This is a genomic window from Mesorhizobium sp. Mes31, from assembly GCF_024519675.1.
Classification (GTDB): Bacteria; Pseudomonadota; Alphaproteobacteria; order Rhizobiales; family Rhizobiaceae; genus Mesorhizobium.
Genome location: NZ_JALJRL010000006.1, coordinates 193,524 through 214,831, shown reverse-complemented (window position 1 = coordinate 214,831; position 21,308 = coordinate 193,524). Strand labels below are relative to the sequence as shown.

General features: G+C 63.3%; 21 protein-coding genes. 5 read left to right on the top strand and 16 right to left on the bottom strand.

Going from position 1 to position 21,308, the window contains the following annotated elements; all coding sequences use genetic code 11:
* Nucleotides 1-95: 95 nt before the first annotated feature.
* The 3 genes from NR193_RS12835 to NR193_RS12825 all read right to left on the bottom strand — a co-directional run bounded on the left by NR193_RS12835 (nt 96) and on the right by NR193_RS12825 (nt 3,253).
* Nucleotides 96-692 (bottom strand): LysE family translocator, encoded by a 597-nt coding sequence (locus NR193_RS12835; protein ID WP_256751198.1) that lies wholly within the window; start codon nt 690-692, stop codon nt 96-98.
* Between the two features lie 121 nt (nt 693-813).
* On the bottom strand, nt 814-1,386 hold the full coding sequence (ilvN, locus tag NR193_RS12830; RefSeq protein WP_091580555.1) for an acetolactate synthase small subunit: 573 nt from the start codon (nt 1,384-1,386) through the stop codon (nt 814-816).
* An 85-nt stretch (nt 1,387-1,471) separates the two neighbouring features.
* Nucleotides 1,472-3,253: an acetolactate synthase 3 large subunit gene (locus NR193_RS12825; RefSeq protein ID WP_256751197.1), complete on the bottom strand. Its 1,782-nt coding sequence runs from the start codon at nt 3,251-3,253 to the stop codon at nt 1,472-1,474.
* Between the two features lie 547 nt (nt 3,254-3,800).
* Here NR193_RS12825 and NR193_RS12820 point away from each other — a divergent pair.
* Nucleotides 3,801-5,603 carry an NAD(P)/FAD-dependent oxidoreductase gene (locus tag NR193_RS12820; protein WP_256751196.1) on the top strand — a complete coding sequence of 601 codons (1,803 nt, stop codon included), beginning with the start codon at nt 3,801-3,803 and terminating at the stop codon, nt 5,601-5,603.
* Nucleotides 5,604-5,685: 82 nt separating this feature from the next.
* Here the strand turns inward: NR193_RS12820 and NR193_RS12815 are convergent, their stop codons facing one another.
* A complete protein-coding gene (locus NR193_RS12815) occupies nt 5,686-6,276 on the bottom strand; it encodes an HD domain-containing protein (protein WP_256751195.1) in 591 nt (196 codons plus the stop codon).
* Nucleotides 6,273-7,424, bottom strand: coding sequence for a gamma-butyrobetaine dioxygenase (locus tag NR193_RS12810; protein WP_256751194.1), 1,152 nt, complete (start codon nt 7,422-7,424; stop codon nt 6,273-6,275). Before NR193_RS12810 ends, NR193_RS12815 begins: the two co-directional genes overlap by 4 nt.
* A gap of 121 nt (nt 7,425-7,545) precedes the next feature.
* Here NR193_RS12810 and NR193_RS12805 point away from each other — a divergent pair, with 121 nt between their 5' ends.
* Entirely contained in the window at nt 7,546-8,433 is an 888-nt protein-coding gene (locus NR193_RS12805; RefSeq protein ID WP_256751193.1) for a LysR family transcriptional regulator, read from the top strand.
* 14 nt (nt 8,434-8,447) lie between these two features.
* Here the strand turns inward: NR193_RS12805 and NR193_RS12800 are convergent, their stop codons facing one another.
* Genes NR193_RS12800 through NR193_RS12790 form a run of 3 tightly spaced genes read right to left on the bottom strand, consistent with a single transcriptional unit; the run spans nt 8,448 to nt 9,905 of the window.
* Complete coding sequence (locus NR193_RS12800) at nt 8,448-8,978, bottom strand: GNAT family N-acetyltransferase (RefSeq protein ID WP_256751192.1); 531 nt, start codon at nt 8,976-8,978, stop codon at nt 8,448-8,450.
* A 50-nt stretch (nt 8,979-9,028) separates the two neighbouring features.
* Nucleotides 9,029-9,337 carry a hypothetical protein gene (locus NR193_RS12795; RefSeq protein ID WP_256751191.1) on the bottom strand — a complete coding sequence of 103 codons (309 nt, stop codon included), beginning with the start codon at nt 9,335-9,337 and terminating at the stop codon, nt 9,029-9,031.
* A gap of 4 nt (nt 9,338-9,341) precedes the next feature.
* Nucleotides 9,342-9,905 carry a helix-turn-helix domain-containing protein gene (locus NR193_RS12790; protein WP_256751190.1) on the bottom strand — a complete coding sequence of 188 codons (564 nt, stop codon included), beginning with the start codon at nt 9,903-9,905 and terminating at the stop codon, nt 9,342-9,344.
* A 153-nt stretch (nt 9,906-10,058) separates the two neighbouring features.
* Between NR193_RS12790 and NR193_RS12785 the strand changes: the two genes are divergently transcribed.
* Nucleotides 10,059-11,891 carry an ATP-binding protein gene (locus NR193_RS12785; protein ID WP_256751189.1) on the top strand — a complete coding sequence of 611 codons (1,833 nt, stop codon included), beginning with the start codon at nt 10,059-10,061 and terminating at the stop codon, nt 11,889-11,891.
* Between the two features lie 227 nt (nt 11,892-12,118).
* Here the strand turns inward: NR193_RS12785 and NR193_RS12780 are convergent, their stop codons facing one another.
* Together NR193_RS12780 and miaA are read right to left on the bottom strand one after the other, a co-directional pair.
* The gene (locus tag NR193_RS12780) at nt 12,119-12,910 is read right to left on the bottom strand and encodes a GGDEF domain-containing protein (protein WP_256751188.1); all 792 of its coding nucleotides are present in this window, start codon (nt 12,908-12,910) and stop codon (nt 12,119-12,121) included.
* A 105-nt stretch (nt 12,911-13,015) separates the two neighbouring features.
* Nucleotides 13,016-13,999, bottom strand: coding sequence for a tRNA (adenosine(37)-N6)-dimethylallyltransferase MiaA (gene miaA, locus NR193_RS12775; RefSeq protein ID WP_256751187.1), 984 nt, complete (start codon nt 13,997-13,999; stop codon nt 13,016-13,018).
* On the opposite strand from miaA, the gene serB reads away from it, so the two are divergent.
* Both serB and NR193_RS12765 read left to right on the top strand, forming a co-directional pair.
* Nucleotides 13,998-14,885 carry a phosphoserine phosphatase SerB gene (gene serB, locus NR193_RS12770; protein WP_256751186.1) on the top strand — a complete coding sequence of 296 codons (888 nt, stop codon included), beginning with the start codon at nt 13,998-14,000 and terminating at the stop codon, nt 14,883-14,885. The genes miaA and serB overlap by 2 nt on opposite strands.
* Nucleotides 14,882-15,460, top strand: a complete 579-nt coding sequence (locus NR193_RS12765) for a GNAT family N-acetyltransferase (protein ID WP_256751185.1) — start codon at nt 14,882-14,884, stop codon at nt 15,458-15,460. Before serB ends, NR193_RS12765 begins: the two co-directional genes overlap by 4 nt.
* 46 nt (nt 15,461-15,506) lie before the next feature.
* On the opposite strand, the gene NR193_RS12760 is transcribed toward NR193_RS12765, so the two are convergent.
* From NR193_RS12760 to NR193_RS12735, 6 genes are all read right to left on the bottom strand, one after another.
* Nucleotides 15,507-17,024, bottom strand: coding sequence for a DegQ family serine endoprotease (locus tag NR193_RS12760; protein WP_256751184.1), 1,518 nt, complete (start codon nt 17,022-17,024; stop codon nt 15,507-15,509).
* Nucleotides 17,025-17,236: 212 nt separating this feature from the next.
* Nucleotides 17,237-17,425, bottom strand: a complete 189-nt coding sequence (locus NR193_RS12755) for a DUF2065 domain-containing protein (protein WP_256751183.1) — start codon at nt 17,423-17,425, stop codon at nt 17,237-17,239.
* Nucleotides 17,426-17,431: 6 nt separating this feature from the next.
* On the bottom strand, nt 17,432-18,385 hold the full coding sequence (gene hflC, locus NR193_RS12750) for a protease modulator HflC (protein WP_256751182.1): 954 nt from the start codon (nt 18,383-18,385) through the stop codon (nt 17,432-17,434).
* Nucleotides 18,385-19,497: an FtsH protease activity modulator HflK gene (gene hflK / locus NR193_RS12745; protein ID WP_256751181.1), complete on the bottom strand. Its 1,113-nt coding sequence runs from the start codon at nt 19,495-19,497 to the stop codon at nt 18,385-18,387. Before hflK ends, hflC begins: the two co-directional genes overlap by 1 nt.
* 151 nt (nt 19,498-19,648) lie before the next feature.
* Complete coding sequence (locus NR193_RS12740) at nt 19,649-20,167, bottom strand: dihydrofolate reductase (protein WP_256751180.1); 519 nt, start codon at nt 20,165-20,167, stop codon at nt 19,649-19,651.
* The gene (locus NR193_RS12735; protein ID WP_256751179.1) at nt 20,167-21,180 is read right to left on the bottom strand and encodes a DUF4424 domain-containing protein; all 1,014 of its coding nucleotides are present in this window, start codon (nt 21,178-21,180) and stop codon (nt 20,167-20,169) included. Before NR193_RS12735 ends, NR193_RS12740 begins: the two co-directional genes overlap by 1 nt.
* Nucleotides 21,181-21,308 lie beyond the last annotated feature (128 nt).

Genomic DNA, 21,308 nt, shown 5'->3' with positions numbered 1-21,308 from the left:
CGGAAAAGGGCCAAAACACGGCATTACGAAGATTTAATGTGCACTGCACAATGGCTGTGCATCCCGGCCTTCCTTCCCGACAGGACAGCCAGCGCCTATCGCAGCATCGGCCAAAGCGTCGCCGCCAGCAGCACGCCCATGGCGATGTTGAACCACTTGAGCCGCACCGGGTCCGACAGGAAACCGCGCAGCGCGGTGCCGAAACCCGCCCACACCGAGACGCTCGGCAAATTGACGATGGTGAAGGCCACCGAGATCAGCACTACCGACAGGAACGGATGCTGCGGATTGGTATAGACGGCCATGGCGGTGATCGCCATTACCCAGGCTTTGGGGTTGACCCACTGGAACGCCGCCGCATCGATGAAGCGCATCGGCTGGCCCTTCGCCTCGCCCTTGCCGGCAAGCGAACGCGACATGGCGATCTTCCAGGCAAGGTAGAGCAGATAGGCGCCGCCGGCGATCTTGAGCGCGGTATGCAGTGCCGGAAACGCCGTCAGCACCGCGCCAAGGCCAAGCCCGACGGCCACCAGCAGCACCAGGAAACCGATGCTGATGCCGAACATGTGTGGCACGGTCCTGGCGATGCCGAAATTCACGCCTGATGCCAGGAGCATGAGGTTGTTCGGCCCCGGCGTGATCGAAGTCACGAAGGCGTAGACCAGCAAGGCGAGGAATGCGTCAAGCGACATGATATCCTCCCAGATACGTCAGTACTATTGTCTCTTTCCGGCGGCCGCACAAAGGCCAGTAGCGGCCTATGGCCGAGCCAGACTTTACGCTTGTGGAATATCTGGACCGGCTTGGTCGGCCCTACATGCCCTGCGGACCACGGTTCAGTGCCGCCACGCCGGTGCGGCAGATTTCGACCAGGCCGAGCGGCTTCATGATGGCGATGAACTGGTCGATCTTGGAGCCCTTGCCGGTGATCTCGAAGATGAAATGCTCGGTGTTGGCGTCGATCACGCTGGCGCGGAAGGCATCGGCCAGCCGCAGCGCCTCGACGCGGGCCTCGCCGGTGCCGGCAACCTTGACCAGCGCCAGCTCCCGCTCCAGCGGCCGCTCCTGGCCGAACTCATGCGAGCGCACGGTGAGATCGACCACGCGGTGCACCGGCACGATGCGCTCGAGCTGATGCTTGATCTGCTCCAGCACATGCGGCGTGCCGCGCGTCACGATGGTGATGCGCGACAGATGCTTCTCGTGCTCAGTTTCGGAAACGGTCAGGCTCTCGATGTTGTAGCCGCGCCCGGAAAACAGACCGATGACCCGGGCAAGCACGCCCGGCTCGTTGTCGACCAGCACGGAGAGCGTGTGATTCTCGGGCTTTTCCGTTTCCTTGGCGATGAAGTAGGCGGAGCCGGTCGGTTGTAGCTGTGCGTTCATGACATGAATCTCGATTTCAAATTCTTGATCTAATTCTCTGTTTGCGCATGGCTTCTCGCGACAGCCCTGCCTCGGCTCGGCCGGACTACACCAGTTCCCTGCCCTTGGCGTCGATGGCGTTGGCCACCGCCTCGTCGGTCGCCTCGTCGGGCAGCAGCATCTCGTTGTGCGCCTTGCCAGACGGGATCATCGGGAAGCAGTTGGCGAGCGTCGCCACGCGGCAGTCGAACAGCACCGGCTTCCTGACCGAGATCATCTCCTTGATTGCGTCGTCCAGCTCGTCCGGCTTCTCGCAGCGAATGCCGTGGCCGCCATAGGCCTCGGCCAGCTTGACGAAGTCGGGCATCGCCTCGGTATAGGAATGCGACAGCCGGTTGCCGTGCAGCAGCTGCTGCCACTGCCGCACCATGCCCATATACTGGTTGTTCAGGATGAAGATCTTGATCGGCGCGTCGTGCTGCACGGCAGCGCTCATCTCCTGCATCGTCATCTGCACCGACGCGTCGCCGGCAATGTCGACGACCAGCGCGTCGGGATGCGCGATCTGCACGCCGAGTGCCGCCGGCAGGCCGTAGCCCATCGTGCCCAGCCCGCCGGAGGTCATCCAGCGGTTCGGCTTCTCGAAATGATAGTGCTGCGCCGCCCACATCTGGTGCTGGCCGACCTCGGTGGTGATGTAGGTGTCCATGCCCTTGGTCAGTTCGTACAGCCGTTGGATGGCGTATTGCGGCATGATCACGTCGTTGTTCATCTTGTAGGCGAGCGAGTCGCGCGCGCGCCATTTGGCGATCTGCTCCCACCAGGGATAGAGCGCCTTCTTGTCGGCCTTGGCGGTCGCCCGCCACAGCCGCACCATATCCTCCAGCACCCGGCCGACATCGCCGATGATCGGCACCTCGGTGTGGACGTTCTTGTTGATCGACGACGGGTCGATGTCGATGTGGATCTTCTTCGAGTTCGGCGAGAAGGCGGTCAGCCTGCCGGTGATGCGGTCGTCGAAGCGCGCGCCGATGCAGATCATCACGTCGCAATCATGCATGGCCATGTTGGCTTCGTAGGTGCCGTGCATGCCGAGCATGCCCAGCCAGTTCTTGCCCGATGCCGGATAGGCGCCGAGCCCCATCAGCGTCGAGGTGATCGGGAAACCGGTGAGATCGACCAGTTCGCGCAGCAGATGGCTCGCCTCGGGGCCGGAATTGATCACGCCGCCGCCCGAATAGATGATCGGCTTCTTGGCACCGGCCATCAGCTCGACCGCCGCCTTGATCCTTTCCAGATCGCCCTGGACCTTGGGCTGGTAGCTGGTGCGCGGCGCCATCTGTGGCGGGACGTAGAAGCCCTTGGCAAACTGCACGTCCTTCGGGATGTCGACGACCACCGGACCGGGACGACCGGTCGTCGCGACATGGAAGGCCTCGTGAATGGTCGCGGCGAGTTCGTTGACGTCCTTCACCAGCCAGTTGTGCTTGGTGCAGGGGCGCGTGATGCCGACCGTATCGCATTCCTGGAACGCGTCCGAACCAATCAGCGAGGTCGGCACCTGCCCGGTCAGGCAGACCAGCGGGATCGAATCCATCAGCGCGTCCTGCAATGGCGTCACCGCGTTGGTGGCGCCCGGGCCTGAGGTCACCAGCATGACGCCGGCCTTGCCGGTCGAGCGTGCATAGCCCTCGGCCGCGTGGCCGGCGCCCTGCTCGTGGCGCACCAGGATGTGCTCGACCTCGTCCTGCTGGAAGATCTCGTCGTAGATCGGAAGGACGGCGCCGCCCGGATAGCCGAAGACATGCTTGACGCCATTGTCCTTCAGCGCCTGCACCACCATTTCGGCGCCCGTCATTTCGCGCCGCTCACTCTGTCCGTTGCTCATCGGTCTGGTCCCGTACTGTCCGCCGTCTGGCGATTGCTGGTCGTTTAGTCGTGTTTCAGGCAATAAAAAAGGCCCCCGAGGGAGCCTGTGTGTCGCGCATGGGAGGTTTTCGCCCGGCGGTTACACCGCCTTGCCCACGCGCCTTCCTACGAGAATGAGTGCCGTTTTCATGGTGGCGGACACTAAGGGCGGGAAAGGCAGCCTGTCAACGGGAAAAATCGAGCCGGCAATCGGCGCGCGGGTGCGTTGCCTGGCCCGGCCAAGCGGCCCGCGCCGCTCACCCGGACTCCGTTTGGTCTCCGCGCCGGTCAGCCCGGCACCTTGCAGCGGGGAAACGTGCGGATCGCATTCGGAATCTTCTTCGCATGCATCGTTGCCGGCCGACGGCGAACGGCTGCCCCTCGACATGTTTTGGGCAAGCCGTTGAAATCACTGGAAACTATGGTGGGGCGTGACGAAGGCCGCCATCTCTGCCGATACTTGATCGTCCGGCTTGCAAGTCGGGAGGAGCCACCATGACGATTTGGATTTTACGGGAGGAACGCTGATGCTCGACAAGGCCCCAAACAAGAAAATGTCCGACCTGCTCGATCAATTCGGCGCCGCCCTCGCCGCCAACGACATTGAGAAAGCCGTCAGTTGCTTTCAGGAGGATTGTTACTGGCGCGACCTCGTCACCTTCACCTGGAACATCAAGACCATGGAAGGCCGCGATCAGGTCCGCGACATGCTGAAAAGCCAGCTGTCGAAGACCAAGCCGTCACATTTTGCGATCGCCAAGGGTGAGGACGCGACAGAAAGCGGCGGGCTGATCGAAAGCTGGATCAGTTTCGAGACCGGGGTGGCGCGCGGCTTTGGCCATATCAGGCTGAAGGACGGCAAGATCTGGACGCTGCTGACCACCATGGTCGAATTGAAAGGCCACGAGGAGCCGGCGGGCTTCGCCCGGCCGATGGGCGCCAAGCATGGTTCTGGCAAGAACCGCCTGACATGGAAGGAGGAGCGCGAAAAGGAAGCCGCCGAACTCGGCTTCAAGACGCAGCCCTACACGCTGATCATCGGCGGCGGCCAGGGCGGCATCGCGCTCGGCGCGCGGCTGCGGCAGCTCGGCGTGCCGACCATCATCGTCGAGAAGAACGAGCGGGCCGGCGACAGCTGGCGCAAGCGCTACAAGTCGCTCTGCCTGCACGATCCCGTCTGGTACGATCATCTGCCCTATATCGATTTCCCGAAGAACTGGCCGGTCTTCTCGCCGAAGGACAAGATCGGCGACTGGCTGGAAATGTACACCAAGGTCATGGAGCTGAACTACTGGTCCTCGACCGAGGCCAAGAGCGCCTCCTACGACGACAAGAAGAAGGAGTGGACCGTCGTGGTCCACCGCGACGGCAAGGACATCACCCTGAAGCCGAAGCAGTTGGTGCTGGCCACGGGCATGTCGGGGCGGCCCAATCTGCCCAAGTTCAAGGGCATGGAGAACTTCAAGGGTGAGCAGCACCATTCCTCGAAACATCCCGGTCCCGATAAATATGCCGGCAAGAAGGTGGTCGTCATCGGCTCGAACAATTCCGCCCACGACATCTGTGCCGCGCTCTGGGAAGCTGGCGTCGACGTCACCATGGTGCAGCGCTCCACCACACACATCGTCAAGTCCGACACGCTGATGGATATCGGCCTTGGCGCGCTTTATTCGGAACAGGCGGTGCAGAACGGCATGACGACGGCCAAGGCCGACCTCATCTTCGCCTCCCTGCCCTACAAGATCCTGCACGAGTTCCAGATCCCGCTCTACGAAAAGATGAAGAAGCGCGATGCCGAGTTCTACAAGGGGCTGGAAAAGGCTGGCTTCATGCTCGACTGGGGCGATGACGGTTCGGGCCTGTTCATGAAGTATCTCAGGCGCGGCTCCGGCTACTACATCGATATCGGCGCCTCGCAGTTGATCATCGACGGCGCCATCAAGCTGAAGAGCGGCGTCGACGTGAAGGAGATCAAGGAACATTCCGTCCTGCTCAGCGACGGCACTGAACTGCCGGCCGATGTCATCGTCTACGCCACCGGCTACGGCTCGATGAATGGCTGGGCGGCGGAGCTGATCTCGCAAGAGGTCGCCGACAAGGTCGGCAAATGCTGGGGCCTCGGCTCGAACACCACCAAGGATCCCGGCCCCTGGGAAGGCGAACAGCGCAACATGTGGAAACCGACGCAGCAGGAGGCGCTGTGGTTCCATGGCGGCAATCTGCACCAGTCACGCCACTATTCGCAGTTCCTGGCGTTGCAATTGAAGGCCCGGCAGGTCGGCCTGCCGACACCGATCTACGGGCTGCAACAGGTCCATCACAAGGGATAGTCGTAAGGCCATCCGGCGAAGCCAAAAAAGAAGGAAGGCACGGCCAGCATCGTGCCCTCCCTCTTTGTTCGATCGCGAATGGCTACGCCGCCTTGTCAGCGGCGAACCTGGTCACCACCTGCTGCAGCAGCGGGACATAGTCACGAAACGTTCGTGTCTTCATGTTGGCGATCTTGCCACTCTCATCCCAGATGCGGACCCGGACCGCTTCCTCGTGGAAGGGATTCTTGCGGAACTCCGCCACCTCCTCGGCGCTCATCGGTCCACCCTGAAGCGACAGCGTGTGGACCGAGGCCGGCGAAAGCTTGCCGAAATAGGTCGGGTCCGTGGCGCAGAGATAGCGCTTGGCCGCGACATGCAGCCTGACGCATTCGACGATGACGGGCGGAAAGAACGGCGCCAGCACCTCGCCGCCGGCCTCGTCATGATGCTTGTCTTCGACATCGTCGGGCGAATAGGTGCCGAACTCGCTGGTATAGTGGCCGATGTCATGCAGCAGGGCCGCCGCCACCAGTTCGTCCGGTGCGCCGTCCTGCTCGGCGAACCACGCGCCCTGCAGCATGTGCTCGGACATGGTGACGGGTTCGCCGAGATAGGATTCCGCGCCCCGGCGTTCAAAGATGTCGGCGATGAATTCGACGATGTTGTCCGCGTTCAAGTCCTGGCCGCTCATTCCGCCGCCTCCTTGAACCCGTGTTCGATCGCCGCCAGCGTCGACAGCAGGCCGTCCTTGTCGGCATAGCAACCCTGCAGCCAGCGCTTGCCGGTACCGGAAAACGCCTTGCGCGCATGCATGACGCGCGTGTTGTCGACAATGAAGGCCTGGCCCGCTTCGAGCTTGAACGTGACTTCGAAGGAGGGATCCTCGATCAGTTCGGCGAACCGGCGATAGGCGGCGTAGTAGGCGTCCATGTCGGCGAACGGCACGTCGACCGTCGGCGCCAGCGAGCGGTTGTTGAAGCGGATGCAGATCAGCTCACCATCGGGCCCGAGTTCGATCATCGGCCGCTTCGCCTGAAGTCGCACGCCCGACGAGCCGGCATATTCGAAGCGTGCCGGCCATGAACTCAGGAGCCGGAAGCCTTCGGGGTTTTCGGCCTGCAGTGCGGCCGCGACGGCAAAACCATCGACGACGCTCGACTCGCCACCCTCTACCGTATTCTCGATGCAGGACAGGATCTGTAGCGTCGGCACCGGATCGCGATAGGGATTGTCGGTGTGCGCCTGGAGGCCGAGATTGGTGTAGGCGAGATTGCTCGGATTGACCTCGGCGCGCACTTCGAACCAGCGGCCGTAATTGGTTTCCCTGATATAGCCGAACAGGTCCGACACTTTGCACAGGGCACCGGATTCGGCCGGCAAGCCATCCATCACGGCAAAGCCATAGGCTCGCACCGCAGACAGCCACTGTCGCAGGACGTCGCGGTCGCGGCTGGCGGTTGCATAGTCGGCGCGCGGCACGGAACCCTGCATCGTTGCCCCGGTCCAACGCTTGATCCCGACAGCCGTCCAGCCGGCTTGGCGCGCCTCGCCACGATCATAGGCGTTGGCGTTCAGCCATGCGGCCGGAAAGCGGACCGTCTTCTGCTCGGGCACGAAGCTGATCTCGAGGGCGCTTCCCTTGATCAGTGCGGCACTGATCCGCGTTTCGGCCGGAATGTCGAGGATGGTGATCAGCCGCTGACCGTTGCCGGCGCTGCGCGTCTTGTCGTCCAGCGCGTTGTCGCGCAGCCACATCGCATGAAAGCGGGTGCGCGTACCGTCCTTCCAGCCAAGTTCGATCGTTCTGCCTTCGTCGCCGATCAGCGCGTGGGTAAGCATCGAAATCCGTTCCTGTCCGCTACGCCCCCGCGGCCCGATCCGCAGGGTTTCGGTTGCATGTTGAGGACGCGAATGGCATAACTCAAATTATCATTTTTTGGCCAATGACCGCATCCAACTAATGGCTCGAAGAACCATCCCGGCCTTGCCTCCCCTCGACTGGCTGCGCAGTTTCGAGGCTGCGGCGCGGCTGTCGAATTTCACCGCTGCGGCAGCCGAGCTTGGCCTGACACAGGCGGCCGTCAGCCAGCATATCCGGCATCTCGAGGAACGGCTGAAGACCCGTCTGTTCTTGCGGCTGGCGCGCGGCGTCGCGCTGTCGCCGGAAGGCGCGGCCTACCTGCCGCACATCCAGTCGGCCTTTGCCACCATCGGCAACAGCACCGCCGAACTGTTCGAGCCGCGCGCCGTCCAGACTGTTTCCATCCGGGCGCCGATCTCCTTTGCCTTGCTGATGCTGGTGCCGGCGTTGCCCGATCTTGCGAAAGCGCTGCCGCGCGTCCAGCTCGACCTGGTGACGATCCATCGCCCCACCGACTACGACTTGCCGGGCTCGGTGCTCGACATCCGTTTCGGCAATGGATCCTTTCCCGCCCGCGAAGCCGACAGGCTGACCGCCGAGCGGCTGGTGCCGGTGGCGGCGCCGGCCCTGGCCGGCGGTGCCGACTGGACATCCCTGCCGTTGCTTCTGGTTGCCGGCGCGCGCGAGATGTGGGCGGAATGGTTTGCGGCCGCAGGCTTGGCCGGCCATCCCAGGCGATCGCACCGCTTCGACAGTTTCGTCGCCGCCATGGAAGCGGCGAGCGCCGGCGCCGGCGTGCTGCTGGGCTCGCGGCCGCTCATTGATGCTGCCCTCGACAGCAAGGCGCTGGTCAGGCTTTCAGATTTCGAACTTTCCAGCACCTCGGGGCATTTTCTGACCAGGGCGTCGACCGCGCGCCTGACCAGCGCCGAGCAGGATTTCCGCGACTGGCTGCTGTCGCGCCTCTCCGGTGCGGCGCCGACGTGACGGGGCTCCATGAGTTACGGGGATGGCGTGCCGATACGCTTCCAGTAGATCAGCGTACCGGTCAGCCCGCCATGCGGCTTGAAGGCATAGTCCGGTATTTCGCCGGCCAGCGTGAAACCGAGTTTTTCGTAGAGACCTGAAGCGCCCTCCTCAGTCGCCGTATCCAGAACCAGCAGCGTGCGCCCCTTCTCGACGGCAAGGCTTTCGGCGGCGCGCATCAGGTGCGTTCCAACGCCCCTGCCCCGATGATCGACGCGTGTCATCAGCTTGGCGATCTCGGCCCGGTGCGGCTGGTTGGGTGGGCAGTCGAGCAGCAGGGTCACCGTGCCGACCAAAACCTCGCCGTCCCAGGCGCCGAGCACCGCTCTTTCCCCACTTGCCGTCGCAGCCAGCGACTTCTCCCAGAATGCGCTTGCCGCTTCCGGCGCCAGCGGATGCATGAAGCTCACCGAACCGCCGGCAGCAACCGTTTCGATCAGCAGATCCGCCAGCCTATCCCGCGTTTCCATCGTCGGGGTCAGGGCTCTGATTTCGAGGAAACTCATCCATGCGTCCTGTAATTGTGATGAAATGCGTCGATGCGGACTCACCGGCGTCAATCGAGATGGCGCGCGCGGCGGCGCTTGCGTGCCGCCTTGATTTCGGCAATGCGTTCGGTGTCTTCTTCACGAAGATGCCGCCCCCGCTCCAGAATCTCGAGCGTGTACTCCTCATAGGTCAGGCCCAGCCGTTCGGCCTTGTCCATGCGCAGCAGCATGACCTCGCGGCTCGGCGCCTTCCACGCCTTGGCGTGGGCGGCCTGCCAGGCAAGGAAGATGTAGGGATCACCCTTGCCCCATGGCGGCCCCTTGTACTCATCAAGAGGCGGCCCCCCATTGTGGGAGCGCTTTGGTCGTTTCGCCATGATGTCAGCCCCTGACCAGCGCGACGAGATAGTCGGCGCCCGGCCCCAAGGCATGGAAGGTGCAGTCCGCTGGCGCACCAAGCGCCAGGCAGTCACCGGGCTCGAGCCTGTGCACCACATCGCCTTCGACGAATTCGAGCCGCCCGGAGATCAGCCATATCTGTTGCTTGATGAAGGCATAGGACGCGGCGGGGAAACTGACCTTGGCGCCAGCCGGCAGTTGCACCCTGATCAGTTCGAGCGGCATGTCGCAAGATGGCGACAGATGCCGCCTGACATAGCCGGTATCGGGATCGCGCCACACCGGTTGATCGCTCTCGCGCAGCAACCCGCCGCCTTGCAATTCGGCCCGCGCGATGAGGGTCGACAGTGTCATGCCGAAGGCCGACGCGATCCGCACCAGAAGGGCCGCCGTCGGGCTGGTCTTGCCGCGCTCGATCGTGCTCAGCATCGCTTTCGACACGCCAGACCGCTCCGCCAGCTCGGCCAGGGACCAGTCCCGAATGACCCTCTCGGCATGAATCCTTCTGCCGATGGTCGAGGAAATATCGTTCGCTATATCATCCATACGTCCATTATAGCGAAATATCGAGACTGGAGAAGAGCCGCCTCGCGACAATTTGCACGGACCGCTTAATCCTCTCTACACCATCCGACCTCATCCCGCCTTAACCCCATTCCTGTAGGGTCGATGCTTCAGGGAAATGGGATTGGCCTGTCCATGTTTGTCGAACGCGAAGCTTCCGGCGGAGAACCGACATCGCAGGAGCGCCGCAACGCAGAGCAGAACGACAGGCGCGTCCTGGGCAACGTCGTGCAATGCGACGGCGCGCGCGCCACCATCAGCGCCTATGCGGACGATATCGACGGCGCGGTGACCGGCCTGTGGACGGTCGGCAAGATGATTTCCATCAACCTCGGATCCACGCGAACCGTCGGCCTGGTCTACGGGATCGGCAAGTCGGATCGCGCCTGGAGCAACGAGGGTCAGAACCCGATCGAGGTCAGCATCGAACTGATCGGCGAAGTGCGTGACGGGGCTGACCCGAACGCCAAGCCGATCTTCGATCGCGGCATCACCACCTATCCGCATATCGGCGCCATTGCCCACCGCATCCGCACCCGTGACCTGCAGGCGGTCTATGATCTCGCCGGGCGTCATTCGATCACCATCGGCACGCTCTCGCAGGACGAGTCGATCGCCGCCAACATCGCCATCGACGATACGCTTGCGCGCCACTTCGCCATTGTCGGCACCACCGGCGTCGGCAAATCCACCGCCGTCTCGCTGCTGCTGCGCAAGTCGATTGCGGCGCGGCCCGACCTGCGCATCCTGATCCTCGATCCGCACAACGAGTTCGCGGCGTCGCTGCCCGAATATTGCGTCAGGGTCGATTCCAAGACGCTCGATCTTCCGTTCTGGATGTTCCGGCTGGAGGAATTCGCCGAGGTGCTTTTCCGCGGGCGCGAGACCGTGCCGGAAGAAATCGACGCCTTGCGCGACCTCATTCCGGCCGCCAAGAATCTGTACCGCAACCCGAATTCGGGAACCTATCTGCGGCGCGGCAGCGATGCGCTGACCGCCGATACGCCGGTGCCTTACCGCATCGCCGACCTCATCAAGCAGATCGACGAACGCATGGGCATGCTCGAGAGCAAGAACGATCGCCCGACGCTCAAATCGCTGAAGACGCGCATCGAATCGGCGGCGGCCGATCCGCGTTACCGTTTCATGTTCAACTCGCGCCTGATCGAGGACACCATCCACGAGACGATCGGCAACATCTTCCGCGTGCCGCATCACGGCCGCCCGGTGACCTGTTTCGAGATGGCCGGCATGCCGTCCGAAGTGGTCAATTCCGTCTGTTCGGTGCTGGCGCGCCTGGCCTTCGACCTCGCATTGTGGAGCGAGGGCAAGCTGCAACTTCTGTTGCTGTGCGAAGAAGCGCATCGCTATATGCCGGCCGACGCCCGCCTCGGCTTCGCCCCGACCAGGCACGCGCTGTCGCGCATCGCCAAGGAAGGCCGCAAGTATGGCTGCTATCTCGGCGTCGTCACCCAGCGCCCGGGCGAGCTCGATCCGACCATTCTGTCGCAATGCTCGACCTTCTTTGCCATGCGTCTTGCCAATGAGCAGGACCAGGCGATCATCCGCTCGGCAATTGCCGACTCCTCAGCATCGACACTTGCCTTCCTGTCGTCCATGGGCCAGCGCGAAGCCATTGCCTTTGGCGAAGGCGTGGCGACGACCATGCGACTGAAGTTCGAAAAACTGCCCGCGGAATTGATCCCGGGCACGACCAAGCGCGAAGACGCCGCATCGTCGAAAACCGGCGATGACGTCGATCTGGTGACGATCGTCGAGCGGCTGCGCAACGTGCCGAAACCACAGCAGCAGGCGATGGCCTTCGCAGAAGTCGTCGACTCGGGCCGCCAGGCCGGCGACCCGGACTACCGCAAGCCGCCGGCCGCGCGCGCGCAGTCGGACGACGATTTCGACATGCGCTACGGCCTCAAGCCAGCGACATTCGGCCTGCGCCCGCAAAACGATTGAGCCTGCGCATACGTCCTTCTGTCGACAGTCCTGAGAACTCGCGTCAAGCAATCCAAGGGCCCCGCTTCGTCGGCCCGCTTGGGTAAATCCCGAAAGGGAATTCGTCAGGCCGGATTGAATGACGTGGCTTTCGAGAAGCCGGAGCGGAGCGGACATTCAGTCCGTGAGCACCGGAAGTCGAGAAAGCCGCGTCAGGCAACCGGCCTGATGAATTCTTCTTCGGGATTTTAGGCGCAGACGCGGTTGCGGCCTTGCCTCTTCGCCTCATAGAGCTGGCGGTCGGCGCGGCGGTAAAACTCCTCCGCTGTCTCCTTGCGGTCCCAGACGGCAAGCCCGACGCTGGTGGTGATCTTGAGACGGACATTGCCCGAGAGCACCGACATGTTGGCGATCGCCTTGCGGATGCGCTCGGCAAACTTGCCCAGAAGTGCCGCGTCCATATTGGGTGTGACCACGGCGAACTCCTCGCCGCCCAACCGCGCCACCACGTCGTGATAGCGCGTCATGTCCTTGAGGCAATTGGCGACGGCCTTGAGCACCTCGTCGCCGACATCATGGCCATGAGTGTCGTTGACCTGCTTGAAATGGTCGAGGTCGAGGATCATTAGCCCGACGGGCTTTTCGATGCGCCTGAACTCCTCGAGATATTCCTTCAGCGCATCGTCGAAATAGCGCCGGTTCTGCATGCCGGTCAGACCATCGGTCAGGGCGGCGTGCTCGAGCGTTTCCGAACGGGCGCTGAGCGAAACCGTCATGGCGCGCAGCTTGCCTTCTTCCGTCGCCTGTTTTCGGATCAGCGGATAGATGAAGAAGATGCCGAAAAACAACGCCGTGGCCAGAAGCACGCCCGTCGCGAACAAGAGCTTGTTGAGGTAGATGATCTTCTCTTGGCCGGAAGCCGTGTGCAGATCGGTGGCGAAGGCTTGCAAAAGCCCATAGGCGTGCAGCGTCACCAGACCGGCGGCCAGGATCACGAAAATAAAGACGAAAAATGCTGATTCCGCCTTGTGGAAACGCATCTGCTCCCCGTTGGAAAAATGCCCACTGACCTTATGGCATGGCGGGCCTTACGGAGGGTTAATTTGGACAACCGCAACGGGAACCTTTCGTTGCAGGTCAACTTTTCAGGTTGTAGTGGAGACAAGCTGTCGGATCGTGGTTTCCAGATCATCACCAGGACGTAATCTTTGCCATTCCGGCCCCAGTTGATTCCTGAACCAGGTCGCTTGCCGCTTGGCATATTGCCGGGTCGCGATCTTGGCGAGCTCGATCGCCTCGGGAAAGCCGATCTTTCCCGCCATCGCCGCCTGTAGTTCGCGAACGCCGATCGCCTTCATCGCCGGCAAGTCTGGATTGAGGTTGAGCGCCACAAGTCGCTTGACCTCATCCAGCGCGCCCATGTCCAGCATGCTGTCGAAGCGCGCTTCGATGCGGCGGACCAAAGCTGCCCGGTCCGGCTCGATCACGAAGAAACGCGCGCTCTCCCTGTCGATGAGCGGCCAGCCGCGTTGCGCCTGCCATTCCAGGATCGAGCGGCCCGACGCGTCGAGTACCTCCAGCGCCCGCACGATACGTTGGCTGTCGGTCGGCCTCAGCGTCATGGCGGCAGCGGAATCCTCGCGCATGAGCAGGCTGTGCAGCTTGACGGCGCCCTGCTCCTTCAATTCGTAGCGCCAGCGGTCGCGGATCCGCGGTGGAATGTCGGGTATTTCCGAAATGCCCTCGGCAAGCGCGCGAAAGTAGAGCCCGGTGCCGCCGACGAAAATCACAGGCCGCGCGGAGAGCGTGCCGTCAGGCCGCGCAGAGAGCGTGCCGTCGTCGATCAGCTTCATCACGTCGCGCAGCCAGGCGCCGGTGGAATAGGCGGTGGCCGGGTGGACGTGCCCGTAGAGGAAATGCGGGACGCGGGCCAGATCGGCTGCCCCTGGCCGGGCCGTCAGCACGTCGAGTACTGAATAGCCCTGCATGGAATCGGTGTTGACGATAACGCCGTCCTTGCGCTCGGCCAGATCGAGTGCGAAGGCCGACTTGCCGCTCGCGGTCGGCCCGGCTATCAGGATCGCGTTCTTCACGCGGCCCTCGCCCGCTTGTCCGTCGGAATGTTCCATGCCGCTCGTCGCCACGCTTGTTTCCCGTCCCGCCGACCGCGCTCTGTCGCTGTCGCTTGCGAATATGGCGTCACGGTCGGTCGGCGCAAGCGCTGTTGTCTGGCTGGCCGAAGGGATTGCCTGCGATCTTGTCCTGCCGAGCCAAGCTGACGCCGCCGATGCGACAGCGGCCTTGCGCGCCGGCCTTGCCGGCGAACCGCTCGACGTGATCGTCCAGCAGGTTGAAACGCGCCGCAAGAAGATCCTCATCGCCGACATGGATTCAACCATGATCGACCAGGAATGCATCGACGAACTGGCCGACGAGATCGGCGTCAAGGATCGCGTTGCCACTATCACGGCGCGTTCGATGAACGGCGAGATCGCTTTCGAGCCGGCCTTGCGCGAGCGGGTGGCGCTGCTGAAAGGTCTCGACGCCGCCGTGGTTGACCGCATCGTCGCCAATCGCCTGACTTTGGCCTCCGGTGGCCGCGCCTTGGTCCAGACCATGCGGGCCAATGGCGCCTGCACGGCGCTGGTGTCCGGCGGGTTCGAGGTTTTCACCACACGCATCGCGGCCATGCTAGGCTTCCAGGAGCACCGCGCCAACCGCCTGCTCGAGCAGGACGGCCGCTTCACCGGGCTGGTCGGCGAACCAATCCTCGGCCGCGCCGCCAAGGCCGACGCGTTGATCGAAATTTCAGCGCGCCTCGGCCTGACGCCCGCCGACGCCATCGCGGTTGGCGACGGCGCCAATGATCTCGACATGATCCGCCTGGCCGGGACGGGTGTCGCGCTTCACGCCAAGCCGACCGTGGCGGCGCAGGCAAAGGTTCGCATCGACCATGGCGACCTGACCGCGTTGCTCTATTTGCAGGGCTACAGGCAGGAAGAGTTTGCGCAATGAAACCAATGCGTACCGAGCGCCTGATCCTGCGCAACTGGGAGGATCGAGACCGCGAGCTGTTCCACCGGATCAATTCCGACGAACGGGTCATGGAGTTCTTCCCGTTCCGCCGCGACCGCGTCCAGGCGGATGCCAAGATGCACGAGTTGCGAGGCGTGATCGACCGCGACGGCTTCGGCTTTGCGGCGGCCGAGATCGCCGCCACCGGCCAATGCATCGGCTTTGTCGGCATCACGCGAACCGACCATCTGCCGTTCCTGCCGGCCGGCACCGTCGAGATCGGCTGGCGGCTGGCACCCGAATTCTGGGGCAAGGGCTATGTCACCGAAGCCTCGGAAGCCTGGCTGGCCTTCGGCTTTGAAACACTCGGCCTTGGCGAGATCGTCTCCTTTGCCGTCGAGAACAACCGGCGCTCCACTGCCGTCATGGAACGCCTCGGCATGACCGCCGACCCATCAGCCGACTTCGATCACCCCGACATTCCCGACAGCCACGCCGCGCTCAAGCGGCACGTCTTCTACAGGCTCTGGCGCGCCGACTGGGAGCAACAGAAACAGAAAAGGGCGGCTCGCTAGCCGCTCTCTTTCTTTCAGATCGGAGTGTTGCCGGATTTTCCGGACTTCAATCCATACGGATCGTCACGAACCTCAACTCGCCGGTCTTGGACGCCAGCATCAAAAGCGCGTTCTTGCGCCCTTGCTCCTTCAGCGCGCCGATCCGGTCCATGACGTCCTTGGGCGTGGCGACCGATTCCTGCGCGATCTCGGTGATCACCTCGCCGGGCTGAATGCCGCGTTCGGCGGCGGCCGAGTCCTTGGTGACGTCGGTGATGACGACGCCGGAAACATCGGCGGCGATGCTGAACTTCTTGCGTGTCTCGTCGTTGAGTTCGCCGACGGTCATGCCGAGCACCGAAGCGGTCGAAACGGCCGGAGCCTTGTCACCCTTGTCCTGGTCGGTGTTGCCACCCTCCTCGCCGCTGGCTAGCTTCTCGCCATCCTCGAGCCGGCCGAGCGTCACCTTCACCGTCTGTTCGACACCCTTGCGCACGATCAGCACATCGACCGCCTTGCCGACCGGGCTTTCGGCGACGACACGCGGCAGGTCGCGCATTTCATGGATGTCCTTGCCGTCGAATTTGAGGATGACGTCGCCAGCCTGGATGGTGCCATTGTCGACAGGACCGCCCTTGATGACGCCGGCGACCAGCGCGCCCTTGGCAGTCGCCATGCCGAGGCTCTCGGCGATGTCGTCCGTCACTGGCTGGATGCGCACGCCGAGCCAGCCGCGCCGCGTCTCGCCGAACTGGCGCAACTGGTCGACGACGCCCGAGGCGAGCTGCGAGGGGATGGAGAAGCCGATGCCGATGGAGCCGCCGGACGGTGAAATGATCGCCGTGTTGATGCCGATGACCTCGCCTGAGCTGTTGAACAGCGGACCACCGGAATTGCCGCGGTTGATCGCGGCATCGGTCTGGATGAAATCGTCATAGGGGCCGGAATTGATGTCGCGGTTGCGGGCCGAGACGATGCCGACCGTCACCGTCCCGCCGAGGCCGAATGGATTGCCGATCGCCATCACCCAGTCGCCGACGCGCATCTTGGTGGAATCGCCGAACTTCACCGCCGTCAGCTTGTGACCCTTCGGATCGACCTTGAGCACGGCAACGTCGGTCTTGGTGTCGGTGCCGACAAGCGTCGCCTTCAGCGTCACGCCGTCCGAGAAATTGACTTCGATGTCGTCGGCGTCGGCGATGACGTGGTTGTTGGTGACGACGATGCCTTGCTCGGCGTCGATGACGAAGCCGGATCCCAGCGACTGCACTTTCTGCGCGCCATTGTCCTTGTCGCCACCACGGTTCTTGAAGAAATCGTCGAAGAAATCCTGGAAGGGCGAGCCCTCTGGCAACTGCGGCATCGGCACCGCGCCCGGACCTTCCGTGCCCTTGACCGTCTGCGAGGTCGAGATGTTGACCACCGCGCCGAGCAGGCCTTCCGCCAGATCGGCGACCGAAGCAGGCCCGTCAGCGGCAATTGTCGGCGTCACGAAGGATGGGACAGCGACGGCGCCGACAAGAAGCGCTGCGGCGCCGGCGATCAACGTCCGCCGAGCCACGCGCAAAAGGGTATTGGATGTCATCGAGAAGCCTCCCGGTATTTCTGAAAGAGAAACGCGCTTCGACGAAAACGTCGCGTCGCGCCATGTTGGCAAAAAATACGGCACGTTTGCGGCTATGACCATCGGCAGAGGATAAATCATCCGTTATCCCGGGATCGAAGCTCGTATCCCCAGGATCGAAGCTCGTATCCCAGGGATCGACTCTCGTATCCCAAAACCGAAGCCGGCCGCCTTCATCCGCCTCGCACCAGCCAGACGATGCCGACCCCAATGGCTATCGCTGCCAGCCCCGCGATCCGCAACGCGTTCTCGGGCATCGATAGCACTTCGGTGGCTAACTTCCTGGCAAGGCCGGGAAAGCCGCCATAGACCAGACCTTCTATCACGAGGACGAGGCCCATGGCGGCGAAAAAATCCTGCACCGGCCGTTACTGGGCGGTGCTGGGCTGTGCCGCCGGCGCGGCAGGTGCCGTCGGCGGCGAAGCCGGCTTCGCCGGCCCCTCCTTGCCGTCGGGATCGCGGAAGAAGCGGAAGAACTCCGAATTCGGCGACAGCACCATCGTCGTCCCGGTGTTGTCCAGCGCCGTGCCATAGGCATTCATCGACCGGTAGAAGTCGAAGAAGGCCGGGTCGCGTTTGTAAGCGTCGGCGAAGGTGGCGCTGCGCTGGGCTTCGCCCTCGCCGCGCAGGATCTCGGACTCCTTCTGCGCTTCGGCAACGATCTCGACCACTTCACGATCGGCGCGGGCCGTGATGCGTTGTGCCGCTTCGTTGCCGCGTGCCCGCAGCCGAGCGGCTTCGGCCAGGCGTTCCGCCTTCATGCGGTCGTAGGTCTGCTGCGAGACCTCCGCCGTAAGATCCGTGCGACGGATACGGACATCCTCGATCTGCAGGCCGAGCGACGTGGCGTCTGGCCTGAGCTGATCGCGGACTTCGCGCATCATCACGGCACGTTGTTCGGAGAGCGCGGCCTCAAAATCGCGCAGACCGTAGACGCGGCGCAAGGCAGCGTCGAGACGTGTCCTCAGCCGGGCTTCGGCCAGTTCGATCTGGCCGGACACGGCGGCGCGGAAGACGCGCGGATCCGAGATGCGATAGGCGATGAAGGCGTCGACCTCATAGAACTTGCCGCCCGACACCTGGACGCGGATGTTGTCGAGGTCGAAGCGCAGCACCCTGTTCTCGATCAGCTGCACCGTATCGGCGTCGAAGAACGAGAACGGCGCCTTGAAATAGATGCCGGGCTCGCTCTTGACGTCGACGATCTCGCCGAACCTCAACACCAGCGCCTGCTGGCGCGCATTGACCACGAAGACCGAGGAATAGATCAGGAACAGGATGACCGCCGCGATGACGACGAAGATGGGAAGACGGTTGGCCATCACTGGGTACCTCCCGTGTTCGCGGCAGGCGCGGCCGGTGCCGGTGGTTTCGCCTGCAATGCCGGAAGCGGCAGATAGGGGACGACCCCTTGCCCATTGCCCTGTTCGACGATGACCTTGCTCGAGTCCTTCAGAACCTTCTCCATGGTTTCAAGATAGAGGCGCTTGCGGGTCACATCCGGCGCCTTGGCGTATTCGTCATAGACGGAGATGAAGCGCTGGGCTTCACCTTCGGCTTCCTGCACCACACGGTTCTTGTAGGCGGCCGCGTCTTCGCGGACCTGAGCGGCCTCGCCGCGTGCCTGGCCGAGCTTCTGGTTGGAATACTGGTTGGCCTGCTCGACGAACTTGTCCTCGTCCTGCTCGGCACGCTGCACCTCGTCGAACGCATCGGCCACCTCACGCGGCGGTGCCGCGTCCTCGATCGAGACGGCGTTGACGTTGAGGCCGGCCTTGTAGCCGTCCAGCGTCGTCTGGATGATTTCGCGAACCGAGGCCGCGATGCCCTGGCGGTCATCGCGGAAGATGTCCTGCGCCGGCCTGCGGCCGACGGCTTCACGCATGGCGCTTTCGGCAACCTGCCGCAGCATGCCGTCGGGATCGGACACGTCGAACAGATAGGCCCTGGGGTCGGAGACCTGATAGGCCACCGAGAACTGGACGTTGACGATGTTCTGGTCGCCCGAAAGCATCAGGCCGTTGCCGCTGGTGTTGCCGCCGCCAATGTCGACGAGCTGCTCGGAAATCTTGGCCGTCTCGACGGTTTCGAGCGGCCACCAATGGAAGTGCAGGCCGGGCTGCGACAGCTCGGCCTTCGGCTTGCCGAAGCGCAGTTCAACCGCGACCTCGTCTGGTTGCACCGTATAAACCGCCTGGAACGCCCACAGCACGACAAGGGCTGCCGCGATCAACCCGAACACGGCCGGGCTGGCGCCGCCGCCGCCCGGCAGGGCGCGCCGCAGCCGATCCTGGCCGCGGCGGATGATATCTTCGAGATCGGGAGGCGAGCCCTGCGGACCGCTCGGTCCCTTTGGTCCCTGCCCCCAGGGTCCCTGATTGTTGCCGCCGCCGCCCCATGGGCCGCCGCCGCCGCTCTTGTCGTTCCAGGGCATGAATGTCCTTTCGCTTGGAATTCCCTCGAGCGCCGGTATTACGGCGCAAAAATCCAGTGTTGTTCTTCTATAGGGACGCCACGAGGCGCTTTCAACGCGATGCGTTGCCGACTTCGTCCGATTTGGTCCGGTCGCGACCCTTTGTCTTCCTTCAATGCACGTCGCGGCGTCGCTCGTAAACCGAATAGCGCGTGGCGTGGCTGTCCTTCTCCCCGGCCGGAACCTCCTGTGAACTGACGACGCGCCAGGAATTCGGATCGATCGGCGGGAAATGCGCATCGCCGTCGACCGTAGCCAGCACGTGGGTCACATGCAGCCGGTCGGCCAGCGGCAGCGCCTGGGCGTAAATTTCGCCGCCGCCGACGACACAGACCTCGTCCACGCCAACCATGCAGCGTCCGCGCACCGTCGCCAGCTGGATCGCGGCTTCGAGCGTATGGGCGACTTCCATGCCCTCGGCGCGCCAGGCCTTGTCGCGGGTGACGACGATGTTCAGCCTGCCCGGCAGCGGCCGGCCAATGCCTTCATAGGTCTTGCGGCCCATGATGATGGGCTTGCCCATGGTGTCGGCCTTGAACCGCTTGAGGTCGGTGGACAAGCGCCAGGGCAGCCCGCCGTCCCGCCCGATGACGCCGTTCTCGGCGATGGCGACGTAGATCGCGACGTGCATCAGTTCGCGTCCCCGCCATTGTCCGACGGATCGAGGATCAGGATGTCGATGTCGTGCTCGGGATAGAAATCGTCCGCGCTCATCTCGAAGGTCGTCGGCCCGACCTTCTTGACATTGTCGCCGCAGAACGAAACCAGGGCCTTCGGATTGCCTTTGTCGACGGTCAGCTTGAACTTGCCGATGCTGCCCGCCGCCCAGTTGCCACCGGTGGTCAGGATATAGGCGATCCGGCTTTCATAATATTTCGGATAGCCGTCGGGATTGTCCTTGGCCGCCTTGAGCACCGCATTCTCGAACGTGCCGTCCATGCAGTAGCGGGTCTTGTAGGCGGCATACTGCCCCTGGAACTGGCCGTCATAGAAGAAGCTGACCGATGAAGTGCCGCCGACGCTGGGCTTGTAGCGGTGGGAAACGTGAACGTCCTTATTGGCCGGAAAGGTCGAGCGCCACCAATAGGTCGAGCGCAATTGCCAGAACGGCACATAGGTGGATTTCATGCCGCTGCCGTCATCGGCGGTGTCCTCGATGATGATGCCGCGGTTGACCCAGTCGTCGGCCACCGCCTGCGGCAGCTTCGCCAGTGCCGCCTTGGCCGCGTCGCCGAACGGGTTGAACGGCACATTCTGCGCCTTGAGGTCGGCACCGATGTCGATGCCGAGCGCAAACACCTTCTGCTCGAGCTGCGGCTTTGCCGCGACACCGTCGATCGTCACCTCGAAGCCGAGGAAATTGTCGCTCTGATTTTCAGGGATCGCCGGTATCTCTTCGGGATCGCCCGAAATGTCGGGCATCGGGAAGGCGACGATCGCGTCGACATCCTTGTCGGTGTTGTTGTGGAAGACGTAGTCGACCGTCACCTTTTCCGGCGAGATGGTGAGATCCTCGCTTTGCATCGCCACGGCATCGCTGCGCGACAGGATCAGGCCGCCAGTGCCGAGCTCAGCGATCGAATCATTGGCAAGCGCCGGTGCGGCGCACAGCGTCAGCGCGGCAATCAGGACGTGTCGGAACATGGAAGCCCCCTCGGCGACAATATCGGCATGACCCTAGCGGTTTCAATGTGGCGTTTCAAAGCCCTTCAACACGCGCCTCGACGCTTGCCCACATGCCACGCTTGTCTGGACAGCGACGTTCCGATCGG

What these genes read in the sequence shown, in the direction of transcription:
- NR193_RS12820 (WP_256751196.1), top strand. Translation starts at nt 3,801, where the DNA reads ATGCTCGACAAGGCCCCAAACAAGAAAATGTCCGACCTGCTCGATCAA.
- NR193_RS12760 (WP_256751184.1), bottom strand. Translation starts at nt 17,024, where the DNA reads ATGACATCCAATACCCTTTTGCGCGTGGCTCGGCGGACGTTGATCGCC.
- NR193_RS12815 (WP_256751195.1), bottom strand. Translation starts at nt 6,276, where the DNA reads ATGAGCGGCCAGGACTTGAACGCGGACAACATCGTCGAATTCATCGCC.
- NR193_RS12805 (WP_256751193.1), top strand. Translation starts at nt 7,546, where the DNA reads ATGGCTCGAAGAACCATCCCGGCCTTGCCTCCCCTCGACTGGCTGCGC.
- hflC (WP_256751182.1), bottom strand. Translation starts at nt 18,385, where the DNA reads ATGGCCAACCGTCTTCCCATCTTCGTCGTCATCGCGGCGGTCATCCTG.
- NR193_RS12835 (WP_256751198.1), bottom strand. Translation starts at nt 692, where the DNA reads ATGTCGCTTGACGCATTCCTCGCCTTGCTGGTCTACGCCTTCGTGACT.
- NR193_RS12785 (WP_256751189.1), top strand. Translation starts at nt 10,059, where the DNA reads ATGTTTGTCGAACGCGAAGCTTCCGGCGGAGAACCGACATCGCAGGAG.
- NR193_RS12735 (WP_256751179.1), bottom strand. Translation starts at nt 21,180, where the DNA reads ATGTTCCGACACGTCCTGATTGCCGCGCTGACGCTGTGCGCCGCACCG.
- serB (WP_256751186.1), top strand. Translation starts at nt 13,998, where the DNA reads ATGCCGCTCGTCGCCACGCTTGTTTCCCGTCCCGCCGACCGCGCTCTG.
- NR193_RS12765 (WP_256751185.1), top strand. Translation starts at nt 14,882, where the DNA reads ATGAAACCAATGCGTACCGAGCGCCTGATCCTGCGCAACTGGGAGGAT.
- NR193_RS12795 (WP_256751191.1), bottom strand. Translation starts at nt 9,337, where the DNA reads ATGGCGAAACGACCAAAGCGCTCCCACAATGGGGGGCCGCCTCTTGAT.
- hflK (WP_256751181.1), bottom strand. Translation starts at nt 19,497, where the DNA reads ATGCCCTGGAACGACAAGAGCGGCGGCGGCGGCCCATGGGGCGGCGGC.
- NR193_RS12740 (WP_256751180.1), bottom strand. Translation starts at nt 20,167, where the DNA reads ATGCACGTCGCGATCTACGTCGCCATCGCCGAGAACGGCGTCATCGGG.
- miaA (WP_256751187.1), bottom strand. Translation starts at nt 13,999, where the DNA reads ATGGAACATTCCGACGGACAAGCGGGCGAGGGCCGCGTGAAGAACGCG.
- NR193_RS12780 (WP_256751188.1), bottom strand. Translation starts at nt 12,910, where the DNA reads ATGCGTTTCCACAAGGCGGAATCAGCATTTTTCGTCTTTATTTTCGTG.
- NR193_RS12825 (WP_256751197.1), bottom strand. Translation starts at nt 3,253, where the DNA reads ATGAGCAACGGACAGAGTGAGCGGCGCGAAATGACGGGCGCCGAAATG.
- NR193_RS12790 (WP_256751190.1), bottom strand. Translation starts at nt 9,905, where the DNA reads ATGGATGATATAGCGAACGATATTTCCTCGACCATCGGCAGAAGGATT.
- ilvN (WP_091580555.1), bottom strand. Translation starts at nt 1,386, where the DNA reads ATGAACGCACAGCTACAACCGACCGGCTCCGCCTACTTCATCGCCAAG.
- NR193_RS12800 (WP_256751192.1), bottom strand. Translation starts at nt 8,978, where the DNA reads ATGAGTTTCCTCGAAATCAGAGCCCTGACCCCGACGATGGAAACGCGG.
- NR193_RS12810 (WP_256751194.1), bottom strand. Translation starts at nt 7,424, where the DNA reads ATGCTTACCCACGCGCTGATCGGCGACGAAGGCAGAACGATCGAACTT.